Here is a 293-nt window from a genome sequence, read left to right on the forward strand (position 1 = left end):
CTTCCACCTTGATGATGTCGTTGGGCACCATCAGCTCTGCCGCGCCGGCCTTCTTGCCGAACTGGCGCAGTTCCTCGGCATTGGCGTCGTCGGCGGTGGTGACCAGCACGATGCGTTCGCCGCGCCTTTTGTCGGGCACGGCCACCGCCGCATGGCGCTCTTCCGGCCACAGCGACTGCACCAGCATCTCGACCGCGCCGAGCGACACCATATCGCCGGCGATCTTGGCGAAGCGTTTTGCCCGCCCGCGGATGGTGATGAAGCCGTCCCGGTCGACCGACACGATGTCGCCG

General features: G+C 66.9%; 1 pseudogene. It reads right to left on the reverse strand.

The annotated features are described in order from the left end of the window. A pseudogene (locus EN850_RS35625) lies at positions 1-293 on the reverse strand (2-acyl-glycerophospho-ethanolamine acyltransferase); the annotation flags it as partial.

Origin of the sequence: Mesorhizobium sp. M8A.F.Ca.ET.207.01.1.1, from assembly GCF_004794715.1 — a bacterium.
Taxonomy (GTDB): Bacteria; Pseudomonadota; Alphaproteobacteria; order Rhizobiales; family Rhizobiaceae; genus Mesorhizobium.